Here is a 21,182-nt window from a genome sequence, read left to right as displayed (position 1 = left end):
GGCCCCGACGGTGACGGGCCTACTCGGGGCGGGGGTCGTTGGCCATGGCGGCGATGAGGGAATTGGGGCGCATGTCGAGCCAGTGGGATTCGACGTAGTGCAGGCACGAGGTGCGGGGGGCGGCACCGAAAGCCACGGTCCAGCCGCCGGGGACGGCGGCGAAGGTCGGCCAGAGGGAGTGTTCGCCTTCGGAGTTCACGAGGACGTAGAACTGGGCGTTGTCGTCGTCGAACGGGTTGGTCATGGGAGTGCCTTCCTGGTGGGGTTGGTAGTGCCGAGGCGGACCAGAGCGGCGGTGGTTCCGTCGATTTCCCAGCGGGCGCGTTCACCGGTGCGGAACATGCGTTCGCCGGGGATGCCGAAGGGGTTGGCGACGAAGCGTTCGGCGGTGACGGTCGGGTCGTCGCGGTAGCCGCGAGCCAGTTGCGCGCCCGACAGGTACAGCTCGCCCGCGACGCCGGGACTGGTCGGGCGCAGTCGCGCATCGAGCACGTAGACGCGGCGGTTCCATTCCCGAACCCGGACCGGCGGGGGTTCACCCGAGTCGGCGCGGGGTTGTTCGGGGTAGGTGAGGGTGACGGTCGCTTCGGCGCGACCGTAGTCGTGGTGCAGGTGCGCGGCGGAGACGGCGGCGAAGTCGCGGATCTGTGCGGCGGTGAGCGGGGCGCCGAGCACGACGGCACTGCGCAGGGTCGGCACACCGTCGGCGACGCCGGTGAGGTGTTCGGTGAATTCGGTGAGCCGCTGCGGGGTGAAGTCGGCGGCGGTGATGCCGTAGGTGGCGATCAGGTCGGTCAACCGGGCCGGATCAGGAGGTTCGGTGAGGACAACGGTGGCGCCGACCCGCAACGGCAGCACATATCCGTGCCATTCGGTGGCCTGGTGCAGGTACACGTCGCGGCCGGTGAGCCCGTGCCTGCTCTGCATGGCGGTGATCCGGTGCACCGCCGCCGCGTGGCTCACGGTGACGCCCTGCCCGGCGCCGCGCGGATACAGCACGAAGGCCGGATGCTGCGGAAGTACGGGCGCGCGCCGCTCACCGGGCGTGATGGGTTCGTCGGAGTAGTCCGACAGCGCCACGTCGTCGATGACCACCCGCGGAATGTCGTACACCGCAGTGTGTTCGCGCCCGGCCACGGTGACGATCAGCGCGGGACCGACGACCGGCGGCAGCACCCCGGCCTCGACCGGCACCACCGCGCCACCCGCCTTCAGCACGGCGTACACACCGACGACCAGCTCGATCGAGCACGGAATATCCACCAGCACCGGGCATTCCGGCCCGATGCCGAGCGCGGCCAGGTGCCGGGCGAGCTGATTGGTCCGCCGGTCGAGGTCACCGTAGGTGATGATCGATCCGGAACCCGCCGCGTGGACGACGGCCGGATCGAAAGGCGTCGCGGCGGCCTGGGCTTCGAACTCGTCGAGCAGGAGTTCACCCGGCAGTCCGCCGCGTACCGGGACGACCGCGTACCGGTCGGCGCGATCGTCCACCCGCCCGACGTATTCGAGTTCGGCGGCCCACCCCTCCCCCGGTGGCCTGCGACGCACCAGGTCGCCGGTGGCGAACATGCGGTCGTCGACGGGTCCGATGGGGTTGGCGAGGAAGGTGGCGGCGGTCGCCTGCCTGCCGAGGTAGCCGCGCGCCAATTGCACGCCGGAGATGTACAGTTCGCCCACCTCACCGTCGGCGACGGGTTCGAGATGTTCGTCGAGAACGAGCAGTTCCACGTCGTCGGCGGCGCACCCGAGTGGCACCACTTCGAGGTCGGCGCCGGTCACCTCGTGGGCGACGACCTCGCCCGCGGTTTCCGGTCTGCCGTACACCTGCCACAGGGTGGCGCCACTCACCGAACGCAGGGCCGCGGCGGTTCTCGCCGGGAGGGTCGCGCCTCGGGCCAGTACCACGCGTAGCGAGTCGAGTAGTTCCTCGGCGTCGGGTAGCTCGGTCAGTTCCGCGAGTTGGGCCGGGTCGAACGCGGCTGTGGTAACCCGGGTTTCGGCGATCGCCTCGGCGAGGGTGTCGCCGACGGGCAGTGCGAGTGCCGCGCCCGATTGCAGGGCGAGCAGGAGTTCACCGATCGCGGCCTGGGAGGCGAGCGGTGCGTGCCACAGCACGGAATCGCCTGCCCCGATGCCGCACATCCGATACCGCCAGACCGAATTGGCGTGTGCCGCACGATGTCCGATGACGACGGCGGTCGAGGCGGTCGGGTCGACGACGAGGTAGGCGGGATTGTCGGCACCCGGACCGGGAAGAGCACGGGAACCTTCAGCAGGCGGGTTGTCCGCGCCGGTCAACACCTGAACCGAAACACCCTGTTCGACAACAGCATCGGTTGTCGAGCCGGTGTCGAGACCCGGGTCGGCGGACGGGGGAACGGTCCGGGTGAGCAGCAGGGTGGGCGCCGCCAGCGCAAGGGTGCGGGCACGCAGGTCGGCGGGTGCGTCGGGATCGAGCAGAACGAACGCCGCCCCCGAGGCGATCACGGCGTGCACGGCCACCACCAGTTCGGCGGAACGGGGCAGGCACACCGCGACCGTGGTCTCGGGACCGGCGTCGCGTTCCACCAGCACCGCCGCCAGCTCTTCGGCGCGGTCGGCGATCTCGGCGTAGGTGAGGGCGCGTTCGCCGTCGACGACAGCGAGCGCATCGGGGTCGTCGGCGACCTGGTCGATGAATGCGGCGAGCAGGGTCGCCGGGTCACGCCCGTCTTCGTTCGGGAGCTCACGCCCCAGCGTGTCGAACGGGACGGCGGCCGTGACCGAATTCGTGTGCGACATCAGAGTTGTCCTTCCGAGTCGTCAGCCGACCCCGCCCCGGCGATCACCGCGGCGGCATCGGTCACCAGTGTGTGCAAAGTGGTGGCTAGACCCGCCGCGCCGAGGGCGCCGAGCACACCGGGCACCAGCCCGGCCAGCGCGACGTTGATCAGCGCTTCGGGTTTCATCTTCGCGCCCATCGACCGGCTCACGGCGGTGAGCTTGGCGTCGAGCTCGGCGAAGGAGATGGCGTGCTCGCCGTGGACGAATGCCACGGTCGCCGGCGCCACACGGGCCGCTGAGCCGATCAGGCTCGGCAGGTCGGCGGTGGTCGGTGCGGTGGGTGCCTGCTCGGCGTCGGTGCGCACGTCGATGGCCCGAACCACCACGGCGGGATCGGCGGCGACGGCGGCGAGCACCTTGCGGAATCGCTCGGTGAGCACCCGGATGGTCTTCTCGTCGAAAAGGTCTGTGGCGTAACCGAAATGCATGTCGATGCCGTCGAGTTCGCCGTCGGCGTCGTAGCGCTGCACGGCGGTCAGGTGCAGGTCGAACTTGGCTTCGGTCAGGCCCGGGTCGAGCGGCTGCACGCGTAGGCCGGGTAGGTCGATGCTGCCCGGTGGCATGTTCTGGAAGGTGAGCATCACCTGGAACAGCGGCGTGTAGGCGCCCGATCTGGTCCGCCCGAGCGCGTCTACCACCTGCTCGAACGGGACATCGGCATGCGCGATGGCGGCCAGGTCGCGGCGGCGGGCCTGGGCGAGCAGGTCGGTGAACGGGGCACGGGAGTCGACCTCGGTGCGCAGCACGACGGTGTTGACGAACATGCCGACGAGATCGTCGAGTTCGCGCGCACCGCGACCGGCGACGGGGGCACCGACGGTGACATCGCTGCTGCCCGACTGCTTGGCGAGCAGCACGGCGAGAGCGCTGTGGACGACGGTGAACAAGGTGGTGTTGTTGCTGCGAGCCACCTCGTCCAGGCGTCGGGTCAGTGCTGAATCGACCCCGAATTCGACAGTCGCGCCGTGCGTCTCGCGTCGCGTGGAGCGGGGGCGGTCGGTCGGGAGCGACAGAAGTTCCGGTGCGCCCGCGAGCTCCTGCGACCAGTACCGCAGCTGCTGGGACACCACACTGTCCGGGTCGTGCTCGTCACCGAGCATGGTTCGCTGCCAGACGCTGAAGTCGCTGTACTGGATTTCCAGTGGCGCCCAGCCTGGTTCGTTGCCCTGAGCACGGTCGACGTAAGCGCGCACCAGATCCCGGGTGAGCGGTGCGATCGAGTAACCGTCGCCACTGATGTGGTGGACGACGACGACCAGTACGTGCTCGTTCTCACCGAGTTTGTAGAGCGCCACGCGAACCGGCGGTGCGGCGGTGATGTCGAACGGCTGGGCGACCAGGGCGACGATCCGGGCCTCGACGTCGTCGGCGGCGACCGGGATGGGCGTCAGGTCGACCGCCGACGACCACGCGGGCAGTACCTGCTGCACCGGTCCGTCCGGGGTGTCCGGGTACCGGGTGCGCAGGCTCTCGTGGCGGGCGAGCAGGTCGGCGATCGCGGCCTGCAGGGCCGCCAGGTCGAGTTCGCCGGTGAGGCGGATGGCGGCGGGGATGTGGTACGCCGACGACTGCGGGGACAGCTGGTGCAGCACCCACATGCGCTGCTGCGCGGGTGCGAGGACGGCGGGTCCGGCCTCGGTGCGCCGGGTGAGCGGCGGGCGTGCGTCCGTGCGGTCGGCGGCGGCCAGCCGCTCGGCGAGGGCCGCGACGGTCGGTGCCTCGAAAACGGCCGCGACCGGCACCTGGGCGCCGAGTGCGGCACCGAGCCGGGCGGCGAGCCGGGTCGCCATCAGCGAGTTGCCGCCGAGGGCGAAGAAGTCGTCGTCGAGACCGGCGCTCGGGCAGGCGATCACCTCGGTGAAAACCTGTGCGACAAGCTGTTCCAGCGCGGTGACCGGTGCGCGGAAGGCCGCCTCGGTGAAGGCCGGTTCTGGCAGCCGGGCTCGGTCGACTTTGCCGTTGGCATTGAGTGGCAGGCTGTCGAGCACCACCACGGCGGCGGGGACCATATAGGCGGGCAGGTGGCCCGCGAGTTCGCCACGCAGGCGCGACGCGATGGTCTGCTCGTCACCGGGTGTCAGGTCGGCAACCGCCGCGTAGGCGATCAGGCGGGTGCCCGCGCGGTCGTCGTCCTTGGCGATCGCGACCGCCGCACGCACATCGGTGCAGCGCAGCAGGGCCGTTTCGACCTCACCGAGCTCGATCCGGAAGCCACCGATCTTGACCTGGAAGTCGGCGCGCTCCAGGTATTCGAGCGTGCCGTCGTCGCGCCAGCGGACGATGTCGCCGGTGCGGTACATGCGTGTCCCGGCCGGCTCGAAGGGGTTGGCGACGAAGCGATCGGCGGTCAGGGCGTAGCGGCCGTGGTAGCCACGGGCCAACTGCGCGCCGGCCAGATACAGCTCGCCCGCCACCCCGATCGGCACGGGGTTGAGTCGGGTATCCAGCACGTACACCGCGCTGTTCCACTCGGGCGAGCCGATCGGAACCCCATGCGAAGGGTGCTGCGCGACTTCGTGTTCGGTGATCGAGACAGCGGCCTCGGTCGGCCCGTACAGGTTGTGCAGACGAGCCGAGGTGCCGGACGCCAGGAACTGGGTGGCGGTCGCGGCCGGTAGCGCTTCACCGATGGCGAGGACCGCGCGCAGCGACAGGGGCAGGGTCGTTGCGGTCGGGGCGTCGACATCGGCACCGGCGAGGAGCATGCCGATCAGTGATGGGACGGCGTGCAGCACCGTGACGCCGTAGCGGTTCATGATGTCGCGCAGACGATCTGGTTCTCGTTCGTCACCTGGGCGGGTGACGATCAGCGCCCCACCGCTGGTGAGGGGGGACCAGAATTCCCAGACCGACAGGTCGAAGGTGGCCGGTGTCTTCAGCAGGACACGGTCGGTGCCGGTCATGGTGAAACGGTCGTGCAGCCAGGCCAGCTGGTTGACGACGGCCGCGTGCGGGACGGTGACACCCTTGGGCAGGCCGGTGGAGCCTGAGGTGAAGATGACGTACGCGGGGTGCTCCGGGCGCAGCCGGGTGATGCGCTCGGCATCGGTGACCGGCTCGTTCGTCACCTCCTCCAGCGCACGATGATCCAGCTCGAAGACGGGAACGTTCACCGTGACGGGCACACCGTCGGCAACGGTGGTGAGCACACACATCGGCGCGGCGGTCTCGATGATGTAGGCGATGCGGTCGGCCGGGTGGTCGGGGTCGATCGGCACGTACGCGCCACCGGCACGGACCACGGCGTGCATGGCGATCACCAGGTCGAGCCCTCGGCGCATGGCGAGCACCACGGTGCGTTCCGGGCCGACACCTTCGGCGATGAGCAGGCGGGCGATGCGGTTCACCCGGGCGTCGAAGGTGCGGTAGTCCAGGGATTCCCCGGTATCGGCGTCGATCAGGGCGGTCGCGTCCGGGGTCCGCTCCGCTTGCCGGGCGCCGAGGTCGGCCAGCGTGGCCGGGGCGACCGGGTGCGCGGTGGCGTTCCATGTCTCGAGCACACGAACGCGGTCGGCGCCGAGCAGGTCGAGGTCGCCGACGCGGGTTTCCGGTACGGCGGTGACGGATTCGAGGATGCGGTGCAGAGACCGGGCGAACCGCTCGGCGGTGGTGTCGTCGAACAGGTCGGTCGCGTAGCCGAGCACCATGTCGATACCCGAGGGTGACCCGTCGGCGGTGTAGTTGTCCAGGGCGAACAGGTGCAGATCGAATTGCGCGACGCCGGAATCGAATTCGATGTCGGTCACGGTGAGGCCGGGCAACTCCAGGTTTCCACGATCGTGGTTCTGGAAGGAGTAGCCGACCTGGAACAGCGGGTGCCGGGCGGTGGAGCGGGCCGGGTTGAGCACCTCGACCAGCCGCTCGAACGGCACATCGGCGTGGGCGAAGGCGGCGATGTCGGCAGTGCGGGCCGCCGCCAGCAGCTCGGTGAACGGCGCCGCGGGCGTCACCGGGGTGCGCAACACCAGGGTGTTGACGAACATGCCGATGACCTCGTCGAGTTCGGCCTCACCGCGACCGGCGGTCGGGGTGCCGACGGCGATGTCGCCGGTGCCGGAGAGCCGCGCGAGCAGGGCGGCGAAGGCCGCGTGCACCACCATGAACAGGGTGGCGCCGTGCGCGCGGCCGAGCGCGGCGAGCCCGGCGTGCAGGTCGGCGTCGACGGTGAAAGTCACCTTGTCGCCGCGCAGGCTCTGCCGGGCCGGGCGCGGACGATCGGTCGGCAGCGCCAGCTGATCCGGGAGGCCCGCGAGCTGTCGCTGCCAGAAGGCGAGTTGCTGGGCGGCGACCGATTCGGGGTCGCTGTCGTCGCCGAGCAGTTCACGCTGCCAGAGGGCGTAGTCGGCGAACTGGACGGCGGGCGGCGTCCAGCCGGGCGCGGTGTCGGCGAGCCGGGCGGTGTAGGCGCGCATCAGATCGGCGACGAACGGTGCGATCGACGAACCGTCGGCGGCGATGTGATGTAGGACCGCCGCCAGCACGAACTCGGACTCGCCGAGGCGGAAGAGCCGCAGCCGGACCGGGATTTCGGCGGTGACATCGAAGGTGGTTTCGGCCAGCTCCCGAACAGCGTGCGGCACAGACTCATCGGTGATGTCCACCGCGACCAGCGCCGGGATGGCTCCGGCCCGCGCAGGAGTCGAATCGACGGTCGCGGCTGCGACGTGATCGGCTACTGGGGCGACGCGGGTCTCGACCACGTCGAAGGACGCGGCGGCTGGGAGCCCGCCGCCGGAGGCGATCGCTTGCGCGGCGGGGACGATCGACTGGACGGGGGTGCCGTCGACTTCGGGGTAGATGGTGCGCAGGGATTCGTGCCGGGCGATCAGATCGGCAACGGCCGCTTGGAGTGCGCGGATGTTCAGGTCGCCGGTGAGGCGGAGGGCGAACGGGATGTTGTAGGCCACCGAGGTGCGGTCGAAGCGGTTGAGGAACCACATGCGCTGCTGGGCAGGCGAGAGCGGCAGGCGGTCGGGGCGTGCCCGGCCGACCAGGGCGGGACGGTCCACCTTCGCCTGCGCGTCCACGGCGGCGGCCAGGTCGCCGACGCGCGGCGCCTCGAACAGGGTGCGCACACCGACCCTGCGGTCGAGTGCCGCGCCGATGCGGGCCACAGCCTTGGCCGCAAGCAGGGAGCTGCCGCCCAGGGCGAAGAAGTCGTCGTCGGCGCCGACCGGCTGGTCACCGGTGCCGAGTACCTCGGCGTAGACCGCGGCCACGATCTCCTCGGTGACCGTGGCGGGCTTGCGGTACACGGTGGCCTCGAAGACCGGCGCGGGCAGCGCGGCCCGGTCGAGTTTGCCGTTGACCGTCAGCGAAATCCGCTCGACGGGCACGACCGCGGCCGGAAGCATGTGCTCGGGCAGTGTGCGCGACAGTTCCTGGCGCAGCGCCGAGGCATCGATGTGCGCGGTACCCGGCACGAGGTAGGCCACGATCCTTGGCTCGTCGACGAGATCCGTACGCACCAGCACCGCGACTTCGCGGGGCGCCGCCGAGCTGTTCAGCAACGCCGCCTCGATCTCACCGAGTTCCACCCGGAAGCCGCGCAGGTTCACCTGCTGGTCGGCACGACCGAGGTACTCGAGGTCGGCGCCGTCACCGGTCGCCTTCCAGCGGGCCAGGTCGCCGGACCGGTAGGCGAGCGACCCGGGCGGACCGTACGGGTCGGCGACGAAGCGGCTCGCCGTCAGGCCGGGTCGGTTCAGGTAGCCGCGCGCCAACTGTGGGCCGGACACGTAGATTTCACCGGGCACGCCCGCCGGAACGGGACGCAGCCGCGAATCGAGGACGCGCACGGTGAGTCCGGCGATGGCGCCGCCGATCACGCTGGCCGAGCCGGTGTCCGGGGTGATCTCGCGGTAGGACACATGCACGGTGGTCTCGGTGATGCCGTACATATTCACCAGTCGAGGCGCGTGCGGATGGCGGGCGAACCAAGCATCCAGTCGCTGCGGTTCCAGCGCTTCACCGCCGAAAATCACCGCGCGTAGCGCGAAGTCGGCGGGAGCACCCTCGGCCGAGCCACGCAGACCCTGCGCATCCGCCGTGGCGCGGTCTGCCCTGCCGCCCGCGGGAAGCGCATCCGGGTCGGCGTCCCCACTGCCGGATTCAGCACCGACGGACGGGTCACACGGCCGGTCCGCATCGGTGGCGCATGCGACCGGATCGGCAGCGACGGCGGGCGCGACCCCATCGGCGGCGATGGCCGGGGCGTCCAGATCGGCGGCGATGAGCTGATAGAAGGCCGATGGGGTCTGGTTGAGGACGGTGACCTGTTCGCGGATCAGGAGTTCGCGGAACTGTTCGGGTGAGCGGGAGGTGTAGTAGTCGACGAGGACGATCGAGCCACCGTGCAGCAGGGCTCCCCACAGTTCCCAGACCGAGAAGTCGAAGGCGTAGGAGTGGAACATCGTCCACACATCCGACGGCCCGAACTCGAACTTCGCGGCCGTATTATCCAGCAGCGCGAGCACGTTCGCGTGCGGCACCTGCACGCCCTTGGGGCGGCCGGTGGAACCGGAGGTGTAGATGACGTAGGCCGTGTGCGCGGGTGCGAGCGGGGCACGGCGATCGGTGTCGGTGAGCGGTTCGGCTCCGAAGTCGGCCAGGTTGCCGCAGTTCGGGTCGATCACCGGCCCGCCGAACCAGTCGCGCGGCAGGCCGGTCTCCGCATTGGCGACGGCGCACAGCGGGCGGGCGTCGTCGAGGACGTACTCGATCCGGTCGGCGGGATAGTTCGGGTCGATCGGCAGGTAACCGCCACCGGCCTTCAGCACCGCGAGCAGCGCGACGGTGAGTTCGACAGTGCGCGGAAGAGCGACGGCCACCAGCGCCTCGGGGCCGACTCCTGCCGCGATGAGACGCCGGGCGAGACGGCTGGACCAGGCATCGAGCTCGGCGTAGGTGAGCTGCCGCTCCCCTGCCTTCACCGCGACGGCCTGCGGATCGATGCGGGCGGCGCGGGCGAACCGGTCGACCATGCTGTCGCCGGTCTCGGCCACCGCGGCCTCGACGCTCGCCCAGTCGTGCAGCGTGCGCTGCTGCTCCTCGGCGCTGAGCAACTGGATGTCGCCGACGACGACGGTCGGGTCCGCGACGACAGCGGCCAGCACCTGGGTGAAGCGGCGGGCGAGGACAGCCACGCTGGATTCGTCGAACAAGTCGGTGGCGTAGGCGATTTCGATGGCCATGCCGTCTGCGCGGCCGTCGATGTCGTCGGATTCGCGCAGGGTGAACTGGAGGTCGAACTTCGCGACGGCGGCGTCGAAATCGACGGGGGCCGCGTGCAATCCGGCCGCGTCGAGTGCGGGAACGGTGAAGTTCTGCAGGACGAGAGCCACCTGGAACAGCGGGTGCCGGTTGCGGGCCCGTGCCGGGTCGACGGCCTCGACGACCTGCTCGAAGGGGACGTCGGCGTGGGAGAGGGCGTCGAGGTCGCCCGCGCGCACGGCATCGAGGGTGGTTTCGAATTCGGCGCGCGGGTCGACCTGGGTGCGCAGGACGAGGGTGTTGACGAACATGCCGATCAGGCCGTCGATGGCGGCCTCCCCGCGGCCGGCGACCGGGGTGCCGATGGCGATGTCACCGCTGCCCGACAGCCGCGCCAGCAGCACGGCCAGCGCCGCGTGCACGGTGCTGAACAGGGTCGCCTCGTGCTTGCGCGCGAGTTCCCGCAGCTCACTGTGCAGATCGGAGTCGATCTGGAACCGGTGCACGCCGCCGCGGAAGCTCGAATCGGCCGGACGTGGCCGGTCGGTCGGCAGTTCCAGCTGTTCGGGCAGACCGGCGAGGGTGCGCTGCCAGAAGGCGAGCTGGGTGTGGGCGAGCGAGCCGGGGTGGACAGGGTCGCCGAGTGCCTCGTCCTGCCAGAGGGCGTAGTCGGCGTACTGGACCGGCAGTGGCGACCAGGCGGGGGCGATGCCGTCGCGGCGGGCGGCGTAGGCGGTCATCAGGTCGGCGGCCAGCGGGCCGAGGGAGAAACCGTCGGCGGCGATGTGGTGGACGACGAGGACGAGGACGTGCGCGTCGTCCGTCGCGAACAGTGCCGCGCGGAACGGGATCTCGGTGGTCAGGTCGAAGCGCACCGCGGCACATGCCAGCAGGCGGGCGGGCAGTTCCCGTTCGGTGACCGGCTCGGGTGTCAGCGCGAGCGGGGCGGCGGCGGCGATCCGCTGCTCGGCGCCGTCAGGGCCTTCGGGGTAACTGGTCCGCAGGGTTTCGTGCCGGTCGATCACATCGGCGAGGGCCGCCTCGAGCGCGGCGATATCGAGGTCGCCGGTGAGGCGCAGGGCGACCGGGATGTTGTCGACGGCGTCGCCGGGACCGTCGGCGTCGGCGAGGAAGCGATTGAGGAACCACATGCGCCGCTGCGCGGGCGAAAGCGGAATATGCTGCGGGCGTGCGCGAGTCGTGAGCGCTACCCGGCCGCCGATGCCCTGCAGAGCCGCGCATCGTTCGGCCAGTGTATGGACCGTCGGTGCGTCGAAGAGCAGACGCACGGGGACCTGGGTGTCGAGGGCGGCACCGAGCCGGGCGACGACCTGGGTGGCGGTGAGCGAGTTGCCACCGAGGGCGAAGAAGTCGTCGTCGAGACCGACCTGCCGATCGGCCGGGAAGCCGAGCACGGCGGCGAAGGTGGCGGCGACGATCCGCTCCACCTCGGTCGACGGCGCACGGAATGCCGCGGCCTCGAAAACCGGTGCGGGCAGCGCCTTCCGGTCGAGCTTGCCGGAAGCGTTCAGCGGGAACTCGTCGAGCACCACGAACGCCGACGGGACCATGTAGGCCGGGAGGGTGCGAGCCAGCGTCGACTCGACGGCCTCGAGATCCGGGGCGCCGACGAGATAGCCGACCAGCACGTCGTCGCGGACCAGAACCGCAGCCTGGGCAACCTCGGGCACCCTCGACAGCGCTGCTTCGATCTCACCGAGCTCGATCCGGAGCCCGCGCAGTTTGACCTGGAAATCGGTGCGGCCCAAGTACTGCAGCTCGCCACGTGCACAGCGCACCGGCGCTCTGTCCACGTCTCCTCCGACGCGAATATCGGTGTCGTCCGAGGAATCAGCACCACTGGTGCGGGCGTCGATGTGCGACACACTCGCTGCCGGGTCGCTGTCGGCGAGGACCGTCCAGCTCACCAGATCACCGGTGCGGTACATGCGCTCGCCGGGAGTGAACGGGTTGGCGACGAAGCGGTCGGCGGTGAGGTCGGGGCGACCCGCGTAGCCACGGGCCAACTGAATACCTGCCAGGTAGAGCTCGCCGGGGACGCCGGGCGGAACCGGACGCAAGCGGGTATCGAGGACGTAGACCTGGGTGTTGTGGACCGGGGCGCCGATCGGGACGGTGACCTCGTCGGCGTCGACGACCTCGTGGAAAGTCACGTCGACTGCGGCTTCCGTGGGGCCGTACAAGTTGTGCACAGCTGTACCGGTGAGCTCGCGCACGGCCTGGGCGGGCGTCGGCGGCAGCGCCTCGCCCGAGGCGAAGACCAGCCGCAGCGACGCGCACCGGGGCGCGGTGAGCTGCCCGGTCATCGGGGCGATGTCGGCACCCAGCGCGCCGACGAACGCCGTGAGCATCGAGGGGACGAAGTGGGCGACGGTGACGGCTTCACGGTCGATGAGGTCCGCGAGGTAGGCCGGGTCACGGTGACCGTCGGGGGCGGCCAGGAGGAGACGGGCACCGATCTGCAGCGGCCAGAAGAACTCCCACACCGAGACGTCGAAGGTGGCGGGTGTCTTCTGCAGGACGGTGTCGGCGGGGGTGAGGCGGTAGGCGTCCTGCATCCAGATCAGCCGGTTGACGATCGCGGCGTGCGAGACGACAACCCCCTTGGGCTTGCCGGTGGAGCCGGAGGTGAAGATCAGGTAGGCGGCATTGTCCGGGGTGATGGTGGCGAGGCGGTCGACGTCGGTGACCGGGTCGGCCGGGTAATCGGTGGTGTCGACCTGATCCAGGTCGAGGACGACAGCGCGCTCGGCGCGGGCCAGATCGAGGCCGTCCGCCTCACGGGTGAGCACGCACACCGGGTCGGCGGCGTCGAGCACCTGCGCGATGCGCTCGGCGGGGTGGTCGGGGTCGAGCGGCACGTACGCCCCACCTGCGGTGAGCACCGCGTACATGGCGACCACCAGGTCGGTGCCGCGGCGCAGTCCGAGGGCAACCGTGCGGTCGGGGCGCACACCGATCGAGATGAGCAGGCGGGCGAGGCGATTCACCCGCTCGCCGAACTCGGCGTAGGTGAGGGACCGACCCTCGAATGTCACCGCGGTCGCACCCGGGGTGCGGGCGGCCTGTGCCTCGAACAGCGAGACCAGGTTCGCCCCCTCGATCACCGGGAACGCGGTGTCGTTCCAGGTTTCGAGCAGCAGGGTGCGCTCCGCGGCGCCGAGCAGGTCGATGTCGCCGATCACGACGTTGGGATCGGCGCTCACCGTATCCAGTACCCGTAGGAGCCGGGTGCTGAAATCTGTGATGGTCCGCGCGTCGAAGAGGTCCGTGGCGTACTCGAAGCGGGCGAGCAGGCCGTCGGAGGTTTCGCGCAGCGTCAGGTGCAGGTCGAATTTGGCTGTGTGGGTGTCGATCTCGACTTCCGTCGCGGTGAGGCCCGCGAGTTCGAGTTCGGTCCGGGTGGTGTTCTGGAAGTCGAGCATCACCTGGAAGAGAGGGTGGCGTGCGGTCGAGCGTTGTGGGTCGACCACCTCCACGAGCCGGTCGAAGGTGACGTCGGCGTTGGCGAGTGCACGCAGATCGGCGTCGCGGACGGTGCCGACGAGTTCGGTGAAGGTGGCATCCGACGGAATCCGGGTGCGCAGCACGAGCGTGTTGACGAACATGCCGACGAGCCGGTCGAGAGCCTGGTCACCGCGACCGGCCACGGGTGTGCCGACCGAAATGTCGTCCTCGCCCGAGAGTTTGGCCAAGGTGGTGGCGAACACGGCGTGCAGCACCATGAACAGCGATGCGTGGGACTCGGCCGCCAGCGCACGCAGGCGGTCGGTGATCGTCGCGGGAATCGAGAAGGCGTGGCGGGCTCCGCGACCCGATGCCACGGCCGGACGCGGGCGGTCGGTGGGGAGCGCCAGCAGGTCGGGCAGGTTCGCGAGTTCTGTTGTCCAGAAACCGATCTGACGGGCCATCGCCGACGACGGGTCGTCCTCGGCACCCAGCGCGTCCCGCTGCCAGAGGGCGAAGTCGGCGTACTGCACGGGCAGCGCGGTCCACTCCGGAGCGGTGCCCGCGCGGTGGGCCGCGTAGGCGAGCATCACGTCGTGGGTGAGCGGCGCCACCGACCAGCCGTCGGCGGCGATGTGGTGCACCACGAGCACCAGGACGTGCTCGTCGGCGGCGGTGCGCAGCAGGCGCAGGCGGACCGGCGGCTCCTGATCCACCGCGAACGGCACGGCGGCGAGTGCGCGGACACGATCGTCGAGCGTCGCGGGATCGATGTCCTCGGGCTCGAGGGCCACGGAGAACCGATCGAGAACCTGCTGGAACGGGATACCGTCGACGGCCGGGTAGCGGGTGCGCAGCGCTTCGTGCCGGGCGATCACCGCGTCCACTGCCGCGGCCAGCGCGGTGTGGTCGAGATCGCCGGTCAGGCGGATGGCGGCGGCGATATTGTCGGCCACCGACTCCGCGTCGAACTGGTTGAGGAACCACATCCGCTGCTGCGCGTAGGACAGTGGAATCCGCTGCGGCCGTTCACCTGCGACGAGTGCGGGCATCGCGGCGGTCTTCTCGGCACCGGCCAGGCGGGCGGCGAGCGCGCTGACGGTCGGCGCTTCGAACAGCGACTTCAACGGCACACCGGCACCGAGCGCGGCCCCGAGCCGGGACACGACCTGCGTGGCGACCAGGGAATTGCCACCGAGAGCGAAGAAGTCGTCATCCGCGCCGACCGACTCCACGCCGAGCACGTCGCCGAACACCTGAGCCACCACGGTTTCGGTGCCAGGCGCGGGTGCGCGGAAGGCCTTCGCCGCGAACACCGGCTCCGGCAACGCCCGCCGATCGAGCTTCCCGTTCGGCGTCAACGGCAGCGCGTCGAGCACCACGAACGCGGACGGCACCATATGCGCCGCCAACCGACCACGCAGCCCTTCGGCGATCCTCTCCGGGAACGCTTCGGAGCCCTTGCCCGACCGTGTGGCCGGCACGAGGTAGGCGACGAGCTGGTCACCGCGATGGGCATCGCGGCGGACCATCACGACGGCCTGGCGAACCGAGGCGTCGGCGAGGAGGGCGGATTCGATTTCGCCGAGTTCGATGCGGAATCCGCGCAGTTTCACCTGGTCGTCGTTGCGGCCGACGTAGACGAGGGAGCCTTCGGGGGTCCAGCGGACCAGGTCGCCGGTGCGGTACATGCGGGCGCCCTGCTCCCAGAGGCAGGCGACGAAGCGGGTGGCGGTGAGGGCGGCGCGGTCGCGGTAGCCACGGGCGAGCTGGGCGCCCGCCACGTACAGCTCGCCGGTGACGCCCGCGGGCACCGGGCGGAGCCTGCTGTCGAGCACCCACTGAGCGATGCCGCGCAGCGGTGTGCCGAGGGTGAGCGGGGTGTCGGCGGTGAGGGGTGCGCTGATGTTCGTGGCGACGGTGGTCTCGGAGGGGCCGTAGGCGTTGACGAACACGCGCCCCACCGGGCCCTCGGTCCAGCGGGCGACCAGCTCGAGCGGGCACGCCTCGCCACCGACCATCACCATCCGCAGGTGCTCGAGCCGGGCGGGATCGAGGACGGCCAGCGCCGACGGGGTCATGAGCGCGTGTGTGACCCGCTGCTCCGAAAGCAGTTGCGCCAGTTCGTCACCGACATGCCGACCGGGCACGGCGATCACCAGCGTGGCGGCCGAGTTCACCGCGAGCAGGAACTCCATCACCGAGATGTCGAACGACGGTGAACCCACCTGCAGCACCCGCGCGTCCGGCGAGCCGACCATGCGATCGGTCTCCTCGGCGGCGAATCCGGCGATCCCGGCCTGGGTCACCAGCACACCCTTGGGCAGACCGGTGGAACCGGAGGTGTAGATGACATAGGCGAGGTGCTCGGCCCGCAGCGGACGCACCCGGTCGAGATCGGTGACGGGTTCGCTGGAGCGCGAGGCGCATTCGGCCATCAGCTTGAGCTCGTCGAGGGCCAGCCATTCGATCGAGGTGGGCAGCGCGGCGGCCGACCCGTCGACGGTCAGGCCGAGGCGTGCACCGGAATCGGTGACCATGTGGTTGATCCGGTCCAGCGGGTAGCTGGGGTCGACGGGCAGCCACGCCGCACCCGCCTTCGCGACCGCCCACACGGCGAGCACCGATTCGATGGAACGCGGAATGCCGACGGCGACGACGTCGTCCGGTCCGACGCCGGCATCGATGAGCACCCGGGCCAGTCGCGACGAGGCCCGCTCGAGCTCCCGGTAGGTGAGGCTGCGGTCGCCGTCGGTGACGGCCTCACGCTCCGGGTCGGCCGCGACGGCGGCGGCGAGCAGGTCGGGTAGCAGACCGGTGGCGGTGACGGGTGCGCCACGCATGCCGGTGAGCCGGGCCTGTTCTTCCACCGACAGCAGCGGCAGCTCGCCCACGGCGGTTTCCGGCGCGGCCGAGGCGGCGGCGAGCAAACGCACGAAGCGCGCACCGAGGTCACGGATATCGGTTTCGTCGAACAGATCGGTGGCGTACAGGACGACGGCCTCGATACCGTCGGCTTCGCCAGTGGCGGAACGCTTTTCGGCCAGGGTGATCTGCAGATCGAACTTGGTGATGGCGAGTTCGATCTCGTGCACGGTGACCGGCGAGCCCGCCAACTCGAAGGTGGTGTCGAGCACCGCCTGGAAGTTCAGAGCCACCTGGAACAGCGGGTGGCGTGACTGCGAGCGCGCCGGGTTCACCACATCGACGAGCCGGTCGAACGGCACCGTGGTGTGCGCGAACGCGGCAAGGTCGGTCTCGCGCGTGTGCTCGAGGGCGGCCGCGAAACTGGCGGCCGGGTCGACCTCGGTGCGCAGCACGAGCGTGTTGACGAACATGCCGATCAGGTCGTCGATGGCCCGGTCGCCACGTCCGGCGACACCGGTGCCGACGGCGATGTCGGTGGTGCCCGACAGGCGGGCGAGCAGCACGGCCAGCGCGGTGTGCAGCACCATGAACAGCGACGCCCCGGCCTGCTGAGCCAAGTCGGTGAGCTGCCGGTGCAGGGCGGGGTCGATGGTGAAGCTCACCCGCGCGCCGCGCATGCTCGGTTCCACCGGACGCGGCCGCGCCGACGGCAGTTCGAGCTGATCGGGCAGTCCCGCCAGAGCCCTTTCCCAGAAGGCGATTTCGCGTGCGGCGAGCGAGTTCGGGTCGCTCTCGGCGCCGAGGAGTTCACGCTGCCACAGGGTGTAGTCGGCGTACTGCACGGTCAGCGGCGACCAGTCGGGGGCGACGCCGTCGGCGGCGGCGCGGTAGGCGGTGAGCACATCGCGGACGAGCACCTGCAGCGAAACACCGTCCGCCGCGATGTGATGCAACACGACGGCGAGCACGCATTCACCGTCACCCGCATCGACCGCGGCGCCGTTTTCGTGACGGGCTTCGGGGCCGAGCTCGTCTGAGTCCGTGTGCGGTTCGCCTCGCGCGGCGGTGTCGGCCACCACGAACACCTGCGCGCGGAACGGCGCCTCGCGCTCCAGATCGAAACCGGTGGAGGCGAATCGGATGAGCTCGGCATCCAGATCTGCGGCGGCCACCTCGGTCGGCGCACCGATGCGCACCAGCCCGGCCGGGCACACCACCTGCTCGGCCACCTCGCCCCCCGTGTCGACAGCCGGGAAGATGGTGCGCAGGGCCTCGTGCCGGTCCACCACGGACTCGAGCGCGCTCAGCAGCGCGGGGAGATCCGCAGTGCCGCGCACACGCACCACGAAGGGCATGTTGTAGCCGGGCGCGGCCGGGTCGAACCGATTCAGGAACCAGATGCGTTGCTGTGCGGGGGAAAGCGGAACCGTCGACGGGCGCGGTCGGGCGGCGAGCACCGGCAGCTGGGCGCTCACACCGGCGTCGGCGCGCTCGGCGATCACCGCGGCCAGCCGTGCCACCGTCGTGGCGCCGAACAGGTCGCGCACCGTCAGACCGCAGCCGAGATCGGCGCCGAGGCGCGCCGCGACCTGGGTGGCGACGAGGCTGTTGCCGCCGAGTGCGAAGAAGTCGTCGTCACGGCCGATCCGCTCGAGGCCGAGCACCTCACCGAACACCCGCGCCACCGTCTCCTCCACCGGCCCGGCGGGCTCGGTGTAGGCGACGACGGTGCGAGCGGGAGCGGGCAGGGCCTTGCGGTCGAGCTTGCCCGAGGCGTTCACCGGCAGCTCGTCGAGCAGCACGAACGCGGCGGGAACCATGTAGGCGGGCAGGGCGCGCAGGGCGGCCGCACGCAGCGCGTCGGCGGTGACGGCACCGGCCTCGGCCACCACATACGCGACAAGTTGTTCGCCGACACCCGCGTCGTCACGCACGACGACAACCGTGCGCGCGGCGCCCTCGACGCCGTCGAGGATCGCTTCGATCTCACCGAGTTCGATGCGCAGGCCACGCAACTTCACCTGGAAGTCGGTGCGGCCCAGGTATTCCAGTTCACCGTTGGTCGTCCAGCGCACAAGGTCACCGGTGCGGTACATACGTTCACCCGCCGCCGCCGGGTCGGCGACGAACCGGCCCGCGGTGAGCTCGGGACGGCCGACATAACCCCGGGCGAGCTGTACCCCCGACAGATACAGCTCACCCGGAGCCCCGACCGGAACCGGCCGCAGCCGCGAGTCGAGAACATGGAGCCGGGTATTGAACACCGGCGCGCCGATCGGCACCGTCACCCGGTCGGCGTCGGTCACCTCGTGGAAGGTGACGTCGACGGCGGCCTCGGTGGGACCGTAGAGATTATGCAGCCGGGCGCCGGTGAGCAACCGCAACCGCTGCGCCAGCGGGGCGGGCAGCGCCTCGCCCGAGGCGAAAACCAGTCGCAACGAACCACGTTCGGCGATCTCCTGCTGAGCGAGGAAGGCCTCGAGCATCGACGGCACGAAATGTGCGACCGTGACGCCGTATTCGGCGATCACCCGGCGCAGGTAGGCGGGATCGCGGTGCCCGTCCGGCTCTGCGAGCAGCAGTGTGGCACCGATCTGCAAGGGCCAGAGGAACTCCCACACCGACACGTCGAAGGTCGTCGGCGTCTTCTGCAGCACCGTGTCCACGCCGTGCAGGCGGTAGCTGTGCTGCATCCACACCAGCCGGTTCACGATCGCGGCGTGCTCGACGGCCACGCCCTTGGGCAGACCGGTGGAGCCGGAGGTGAAGATGACGTAGGCCGGATGCTCCGGCCGCAGCGGCGCCGTGCGGTCGGCATCGGTGAGCGGCTCGTCGGCGTACCAGCTCAGGTCGATGTCGTCGACCGCGAGTACCGGCACGTCCGTGGCGAGGGAGGCTTCTCGCGTGGTGGTGAGAACCGCGGCGGGCGAGGCGGTTTCGAGGATGTGGGCGATGCGATCGGCCGGGTGGTCCGGATCGATCGGTACGTACGCCGCGCCGGCGGCGAGCACCGCGTACATGGCGATCACCAGGTCGGTGGAACGCCGAATACTCAGCGCCACCAGCGATTCCGGACCGATGCCCTCCGCCCGCAGCCGTCGTGCCAGCCGGGCGGCCCGCTGCGACAGTTCGCGATAGGTGAGCGCCTGACCGGAACCGGCCATCCGGACAGCCACGGAATCGGGTGTCCGCAGAACCTGCGCCTCGAACATCGCGGGCAGCGTCGCCGACGCCACCGCGCGCTCCGTGAGCACGGCCGTCACATCGAAGCCGGTGGCATTCCAGATCTTGGTGCTGACCTCGAGTTCCAGCTCGGTGGCCACCTCGACGGCGCCGACCGGGGTATCCAGGTCGACAGCCGTCAGCCGCTCGAGGAAGCGCAGGAAACGGCAGTGATGCCGGGCCAGCGAATCGGCGTCGTAGAGGTTGGGGTTCGCCTCGAAATCGACATGCACCCGGTCGTGATCGCCGTAGTACACATTCAGGCTCAGATCCTCGATCGGACCCGTCGACAGCACCCGGTAGCGCCCGGTGGTGTTGCCGAGCAGCAGGCTGGTGCGGAACAGCATGAAGTTCGCGAGCGGACCGAACAGCGCGCGCCGGGCCGGGCGACCGTCGTCCTCGGCGTCGCGGCGGATGTCCTCGGCGCGGTAGCGCTGGTGGCGCAGCGCACCGGCCACCTCCACCCGGGCCGCGCGCAGCAGCTCGCCCCAAGTGGTGCTCGCCCCGGCCGCGCCGGTCGGCAGGCGCAGCGGAACGATATTGGACAGCATGCCCGCCGAGCGCCGCATGACAGCGGTGGTCCGAGCCGTAACAGGCAGGCTCAGCACCGCGTGCGGCCGGTCGGTGAGCCGCCCGAGGTAGGCGGCGAACGCGGCGAGCAGCACCGCCGACAGCGTCGAATCATCGCTGGCGGCAATGGTTTCCAGTCGCTGCACCAGTTTGTCGGTGAGCCTGCCGCCGGTGACCAGGTTGATCGCCGAGCGCGGCGCGGTGCGCGGGTCGAGCGCGGTCGGGCTGTCCAGGCCCGCGATGCGCTCGGCCCAGTGCTCACGATCGGCGGCGAAACGGGTGCTCTCGCGGTAGCGCTGTTCGCCCTCGACGAGTTCGGCCAGGTCACCCGGCACCACCCGCGACGGCTCGAAGTCGAGTACCCGGGCGGTGTAGAGCTCCGCGATGCGCTGCGACAGCGTGAACGCGCCGTACCCGTCGAGCACGATGTGGTGTCCGCGCAGGTACCAGAACCAGCGCTGCGCACCCACCCGCAGCACCGCGCCCGCGACGAGGCGGTCGGTGAGCAGGTCGAGCGGGGCGCCGAATTCCGCGCGCATCCATTCCTGGGCGGCGGCGACGGGGTCGTCGTGGTGGCGCAGATCGATCAGCGGGAGCTCGTTCTCGATCGGGAGCGAGTGGTCGACCACCTGATACGGAACACCGTCGCGCTCACCGATCCGCACCAGCGGCGAACCGTAGGTGTGTGCCGCCTCGGCTGTAACCGCTTGCAGCACATCGGGATCCAGCTCGCCGGTGATGTCCACGTACTGGGCGATGGTGATCGGCACGTCGGGGTCGAGCAGCTGCGCGTACCAGACCCCCAGCTGAGCGGGGGTCAGCGGGAACGGTGCCGACGCACCCTCCGCTTCCTGCGGTCGCGCGCTGAACCCACCCAACTCCGTACCGTGCACCAGAGCCTCCTCGTATCGCGAAAAAACAGCAGTCCGAACGTTTTCGGGCAGCACGAAGACACCTGAAGTACCTCGTGGTCGCCGATGGGTCCGGCCAAGAGCGCGATGGGCACAACGCCACAT

General features: G+C 70.3%; 3 protein-coding genes. All 3 read right to left on the bottom strand.

Going from position 1 to position 21,182, the window contains the following annotated elements; all coding sequences use genetic code 11:
* Positions 1–19 precede the first annotated feature (19 nt).
* The 3 genes from NI2_RS02040 to NI2_RS02030 are packed head-to-tail and all read right to left on the bottom strand — an operon-like array spanning position 20 to position 21,059.
* Entirely contained in the window at positions 20–244 is a 225-nt protein-coding gene (locus NI2_RS02040) for an MbtH family protein (protein ID WP_067485237.1), read from the bottom strand.
* Positions 241–2,784 carry an AMP-binding protein gene (locus NI2_RS02035; RefSeq protein WP_067485234.1) on the bottom strand — a complete coding sequence of 848 codons (2,544 nt, stop codon included), beginning with the start codon at positions 2,782–2,784 and terminating at the stop codon, positions 241–243. Before NI2_RS02035 ends, NI2_RS02040 begins: the two co-directional genes overlap by 4 nt.
* Positions 2,784–21,059 carry a non-ribosomal peptide synthetase gene (locus NI2_RS02030; protein ID WP_067485231.1) on the bottom strand — a complete coding sequence of 6,092 codons (18,276 nt, stop codon included), beginning with the start codon at positions 21,057–21,059 and terminating at the stop codon, positions 2,784–2,786. Before NI2_RS02030 ends, NI2_RS02035 begins: the two co-directional genes overlap by 1 nt.
* Between the last annotated feature and the right edge of the window lie 123 nt (positions 21,060–21,182).

The organism is Nocardia ignorata NBRC 108230, assembly GCF_001612905.1.
GTDB lineage: Bacteria > Actinomycetota > Actinomycetes > Mycobacteriales > Mycobacteriaceae > Nocardia > Nocardia ignorata.
This window is presented reverse-complemented; position numbering and strand designations above follow the sequence as displayed.

Coding starts and splice junctions, on each gene's coding strand:
- NI2_RS02040 (WP_067485237.1), bottom strand. CDS start 244: ATGACCAACCCGTTCGACGACGACAACGCCCAGTTCTACGTCCTCGTG.
- NI2_RS02035 (WP_067485234.1), bottom strand. CDS start 2,784: ATGTCGCACACGAATTCGGTCACGGCCGCCGTCCCGTTCGACACGCTG.